Origin of the sequence: Streptomyces sp. NPDC101152 (assembly GCF_044768275.1) — a bacterium.
In the GTDB taxonomy this organism is placed as follows: Bacteria; Actinomycetota; Actinomycetes; order Streptomycetales; family Streptomycetaceae; genus Streptomyces.
In genome coordinates this window covers 1-5635 of sequence record NZ_JBIWPO010000119.1, presented here as the reverse complement: position 1 = coordinate 5635, position 5635 = coordinate 1, and the positions used below count along the sequence as shown (strand labels likewise).

Sequence of the window (5635 nt, the reverse complement as noted above, 5' to 3'; positions counted from 1 at the left end):
GAACGCGCCACCCGCCGGGCCATCAACCAGCTCAACCAGCTCGGCTACACCGTCACCCTCAACCCGCGGGAGAACGCAGCCTGACCGGCACCCCGGACACCCGGCGGTCTTCAACGGCCACCGGGCACCAAGCCCTGCCCACACCCACCCTGACCAGGCTCTATTTACGCGTCAGGAACCCAGGCCGCTGCGCGGGCCGCCGTGGAGGCGGGAAAATGGGTCTGCTCCGTCCGGAACGCCGGTTTCACTGTGATGCCTGTGAGCTCGCGCGTCAGGATGGCGATGGGGATCGCTGACAGGGACCGTCAATTGTTGCGGCAGCACGCGGACCAGACTCTTCAGCCCTGTGGTCCCTCCGGACGGCGTGCCGTTGGCATGTCACGTCGTTGCCTGGGAGGGGTTTGTGGACGTACTGCATGAGCGGTGTGCCGCGCTGGATATCGGCAAGAAGGACCTCAAGGCGTGCGTCCGCACTCCGAATCCTTCTGGCAGGCGTTCGCGTCGGCAGGAGATCCGTACGTTCGCCACCGTGACCAACTCCCTGCTCGAGTTGCGGGACTGGCTGCTCGCCGAGAAGGTCACCCTCGTGGTGTTGGAAGCGACGGGCGACTACTGGCGAGGTGCGTTCTACCTGCTGGAGGACTGCCTGAACGTGATCCTGGTCAACGCCGCGCACACCAAGGGCCTGCCCGGTCGCAAGACCGACGTCGCCGATGCCGCCTGGTTGTGCCAGCTCGGCGAATGCGGTCTGCTCAAGGCGTCGTTCGTGCCGCCCGAGCCGGTCCGGCACCTGCGGGATCTGACCCGCTACCGCACCAGCTTGACCGCGGAGCGGTCCCGGGAAGTCCAGCGCCTGGAGAAGGAACTGGAGGACGCGGGAATCAAGCTCTCCAGCGTGGCCACCGACATCATGGGCGTCTCCGGCCGGGCCATGCTCGCCGCCCTCATCGACGGCGAACGCGACGTCCACACCCTGGCCCAGATGGCCAAGGCCCGGATGCGGCCCAAGATCCCCGCGCTGGTGGAGGCGCTGACCGGGAACTTCGGCGAACACCACGCCTTCCTCTGCCGCCTGCACCTGGAACGCATCGACCACCTCACCGCGGCCATCGGAGAACTGTCCGTGCGGATCGAGGCCGAGATGCTCCCTTTCGCCCAGCAGATTGAACTGCTTCAGACCATCCCCGGGGTCGGCCGGGCCACCGCCGAGGCCCTCATCGCGGAGACCGGGGGTGACATGACCCGCTTCCGCACCGCAGGCCACCTGGCCTCCTGGGCCGGAGTCTGCCCCGGCCACCACGAATCCGCCGGGAAACACAAATCCGGCCGCCGACGCCACGGCAACCGCTGGCTGAGTGCCGCACTCGGCACCGCCGCCATGGCCACCTCCCGCACCAAGGACACCACCTACCTCGGCGCCCGCTACCACCGTCTGGTGCCCCGCCTCGGCAAGAAGAAAGCACTGGTCGCCCTCGAGCACTCGATCCTCACCGCCGTCTGGCACATCCTCACCGACAACGTCGCCTTCCACGACCTCGGCGGCGACTACTACGCCAAACACGACCCCGAACGCGCCATGCGCCGGCTCACCCGCCAGGCCAACGCCCTCGGCTTCACCGTCCGCTTCGACCCCATCGAAGCATGAACACGTCCCACCCATCACCCCGGTGACCAGGGCTCATGCTTCATTTTCGGACCAGAGGTGCCTTGCCGATCGTGCGTGGTGGAAGCGTAGGAACTCCCATCATCGCAGGTCAGCGGGCACCTCTTCCCATTTCTCCGCCCACAGGCCGATCATCACGCGGTGGATCGAGGCTCAGTTGACGCGGACGATCTTCCACAGCTGGTCGTCGACGCCGACGTCGTTCCACTGGACGATCGAGGCGCCGTTGGCGGTGGAGGACTGGGCCACGCCGGCCAGCAGACCGCTGCCCACGTTGACCAGCTTGTAGTAGCCGCCGCCCGCACTGGTCAGGGTCCACTTCTGGGAGTTGCTGCCTGAGGCGGTGTTCTGGTCGACGGCCGCGCCGGCGGAAGGGGAGGAACCGTTGATGTCGAGCTTCAAGCCGCTGTGGACGTTCTGCAGGGTCCACGCGCCACCGCTCTGGGACTGGAAGGTCCACAGCTGGCAGTCACAGGCCGAGTTCTGCCACTGGTCGGCCGCCGTGCCGGCAGTGGTGGAGGCCGCGGGGATCTCCAGATACTTGCCGCTGTTCTTGTTCACCAGCACGTACTGGCCGCTGGACAGGGACGGCAGGGCGGTCTGGGTGAGGTTCCAGCGCTGGCAGGCGCAGCCGGTGCTGTCCCACTGACCGGCGACGGTGCCTGCGGTCGTGGAGGCATTGGGAATCTCAAGGAGCTTGCCGGTCAGCCTGTTGACAGCGGTGAAGCCGCCGGACGGGCTGGGGGCGACGGCCCATTCGTGGTCGAGGGTGCCGTTGTCGTCCCACTGCAGGACCTTGGCGCCGTTTGCGGTGGACTGGTTCTCCACGCCCAGCACCTTGCCGCTGGCCACATTGAAGATCTTGAAGTAGCCGGACGACTGGAGGACGAACTTCCACTGCTGGTCGGTGGCGTTGTCGGTGTTCTGCTGGGTGGCGTAGGTGCCGTTGGTGGTCGAGCCTCCGGCGATGGTCAGCATCAGGTTGCTGTTCGCGTTGGAGACGGTGTAGGTGGCGCCGTCGGAGATGCCGCCGCCCAGGTCGATGGTGCCGTAGGTGACGGGGTTGAGGGAATTGCCGTTGTAGCCGCCGCTGAGCACCAGCAGGCTGTGGCCGTCGGGCAGCGGGAGCATCCCACGGCTGTAACCGCCGGCGACGTTTGACTGGATACGGGTCCAGGCGTTCGCGGCGCCGTTCTGGGTGTTGAGGAACAGGTCCGTGCTGCTCTGCGCGCTGACCACGAGTGTGCCGTTGGCGCCGCCGGTGGGCAGCCAGGTGACGAACGGGTTGCAGCAGGGGACGTTGCCGTCGGTCGTCCGCAGCGGGATGCCGGTGACGGAGCCGAACGCCTCCGGGTCGGAGGAGATCTTGTAGTAGACGGCGAAGTTCCCCTCCGGGGCACCCCCGTACTCGTACGTCATCACGTAGTTGCCGTTGGGCAGCTTCGCGACGGTCGCCATGCCCGGGCGCTGGCTGTACGTCGGCATCGCCACGTCGTCCACGACGGGACCCCAGTTGACGCCGTCCGTCGTCACCTGGTGCACGAGCTTCTGGCCATGGGCGGGATCGCGCTGGTCGGAGTAGTACACAACGAGCCTGCTGCCGTTCATCAGGAAGAACGGCTCCCACACCGGGGTGTAACCGTTACTGGCGATGGCCTGACCGCCGGTGGCGATGTTGCTGACGAAGGTCCACGTCAGCCCGTGGTCCGTGCTGGCGTACATGTCGATCTTCGTCGCGGACCGGTCGCTCGGGACGGAGTCGCCCGCGATCAGGAGGGTCCCGGCGGGGAAGTTGCCCATCGCCGTGGGCAGTTCGAACAGCTGCGGCTCCCAGCGCATGCCCCAGCCGTTCTGGGTGTCGGCGACGTCCGAGATGTGGGTCCAGGAGTTGCCGTTGTCGGTGCTGCGGTAGATCGGGAAGACGGGCGTGCCGGACGTGTACTGCTCGAACGTGGCGAGCACGGTGCCGTTGGACGAACCGCTGTGCTCCAGCCGTATGGCCCTCGGGTAGAGCGATCCCGGGGCGGGGGCGTTGGACGGCGGGGTGTACATGGTCTGCGATGGGCGGGCGAGGGCGTGGGCCTTGCCCGCAACGGGGAGAACGACCGTGCTGACCGCTGCGATCAGGGCGAGCAACAGCAGAACCAGAGGGGTGGGGCGAGGACGTGGAGCGGCGCCGGGTCTGGCGCCTCGTTGTGCAGGGGACATGTGCGGCTCCATAGCGGGGATCGTGCGTGTGCTTCGTTGGCCGTCGTTCTCCGGGACAGGCCGGTGGAACGGCGGAGTCGAGTGGGCGAGAGTTCTCCCGAGTGGACTCTCGGTGTGCTCAGGCGGTGCGCGGTCGCAGCCGACTCCGACGGGACTGCGGGGGCGCGGTCGAGCCGCGAACGAGCAATTCGACCGGGGGATCCTCCGCCTGCGGCGGCTCGACGTCGGGCTTCTCGACCGCGTGCACGAGAAGTCTGATCCCTTCCCGTGCGGCGGCGGCGAAGGGCTGGCGCACCGTCGTCAGGGGCGGGGAGACGTAGGCGAAGACCGGATTGCCGTCGAACCCGACGACACTGACGTCCTCCGGCACGCGCCGTCCGGCTTCCTTGAGGGCGTGGATCAGGCCGATAGCCATCTCATCACCCGCGGCGAACACCGCCGTCACGGAGTTGTCCGAGGCGAGCGCGCGGCCCACCGCGTACCCGGAGGCGGCCGACCAGTCACCGTTGAGCAGGGGCGGCTCGTGTGCGCCCCGCGCGGCGAGGCCGGCCTGCCATCCCTCGATGCGGTCCTTGGTCGCGTACCACTTCCGCGGGCCGGCAAGGTGATGGACGGTCTCGTGCCCCAGGTCCAGCAGGTGTTCGGTGGCCGCCCGCGCCAGTTCGTGCGCCCCCACACTCACGGTCAGTGTGCGCTTCGCGGTGAAGGAAGGGGGTGCGCCGAGGAAGAGGACCGGTACGTCGACGCGGAGCGGGACCTCGCCCTTCACCACAGGTTCGGACACGACGACGCCGTCCACGCCCTGTTCGAGGAGTGCCTCCAGGGCCCCGGCGATGCCTTCAGGATCGCCGTCAGGCGTGTTGATCACACGGAGCGCGTAACCGGCATCCCGAACGGCCTGTTCGATGTGCACAAGCAGAGAGGCAGTCCCGTACCCCGCGGTTCCCAGGGCGACGACTCCGAGGGAGCGGGTGCGTCCTGAGGCCAGCGCCCTGGCTGCATGGTTCAGCCGGTAGCCGAGCTCCTCGGCGGCCGCGAGGACACGACGACGGGCGTCGTCCGAAACGTACGGTTCGTCGTTGAGAACCCGCGAAACCGTCTTGCGCGACACCCCGGCCAGTTGCGCGACATCCGCGCTGCGGGGCGTGGGAGACGCCGCGTCAGGCTCCACTCCAGGTGTCATGAAGTCTTTCCCGATGGCTGGGTTTTCGGAATGCACTGGGTCAGCGACTCTGACCGCGCGGTCAGACCGCGCGGTCATGTCTACGCAGATACGGTACGGGCGTCAAGAGCTCTCGCGACTTCCTTCGATTCGCTGTCGCACGGGGAGACGATCTCAACGACACGAAAAAACGAACACCCGGATCAAGATTATACAGGTCAGAAGCTATCTTCTCGGTTAGGTCCAGCTGTTCGGAGAGACGGATGAGCCGGTTTCAACGGGAGGAACGTCGCCACAGCGCCTTGACAGTGACCCCACGTAGCACTCACTCTTCCCTGGCACTCACCGATCGTCTTTGTGTGTTTGCGTTTGATTGTGGTCACTTCCTGACCGATTTGCTCGCCGCCACCCTTCGGGCCGACGTGCCAAACCCTGGAACAACCGCCCTGTCAGGAGCCGTACATGGACCTCTCCCCCTCGGGCCTCTCTCTTCCCTCGCCCAGCCGACGCAGTGTGCTGCGTGGTGTGGGTGGTGCCGCGCTGCTCGCCGGCGCGGGTATCCCGTTGCTGAGCGCCTGCGGGAGCAGCAGCGGCAGTTCGTC

At 67.2% G+C, this 5635-nt stretch carries 3 protein-coding genes; 1 reads left to right on the top strand and 2 read right to left on the bottom strand.

The window, feature by feature from the left end; translation table 11 throughout:
• Nucleotides 1-403 precede the first annotated feature (403 nt).
• Nucleotides 404-1645, top strand: coding sequence for an IS110 family transposase (locus tag ACIRVK_RS45215; RefSeq protein ID WP_404257963.1), 1242 nt, complete (start codon nucleotides 404-406; stop codon nucleotides 1643-1645).
• 171 nt (nucleotides 1646-1816) lie between these two features.
• On the opposite strand, the gene ACIRVK_RS45210 is transcribed toward ACIRVK_RS45215, so the two are convergent.
• Nucleotides 1817-3871 (bottom strand): RICIN domain-containing protein, encoded by a 2055-nt coding sequence (locus tag ACIRVK_RS45210; RefSeq protein WP_404257961.1) that lies wholly within the window; start codon nucleotides 3869-3871, stop codon nucleotides 1817-1819.
• Nucleotides 3872-3989: 118 nt separating this feature from the next.
• Nucleotides 3990-5054 carry a LacI family DNA-binding transcriptional regulator gene (locus ACIRVK_RS45205; protein WP_404257959.1) on the bottom strand — a complete coding sequence of 355 codons (1065 nt, stop codon included), beginning with the start codon at nucleotides 5052-5054 and terminating at the stop codon, nucleotides 3990-3992.
• Between the last annotated feature and the right edge of the window lie 581 nt (nucleotides 5055-5635).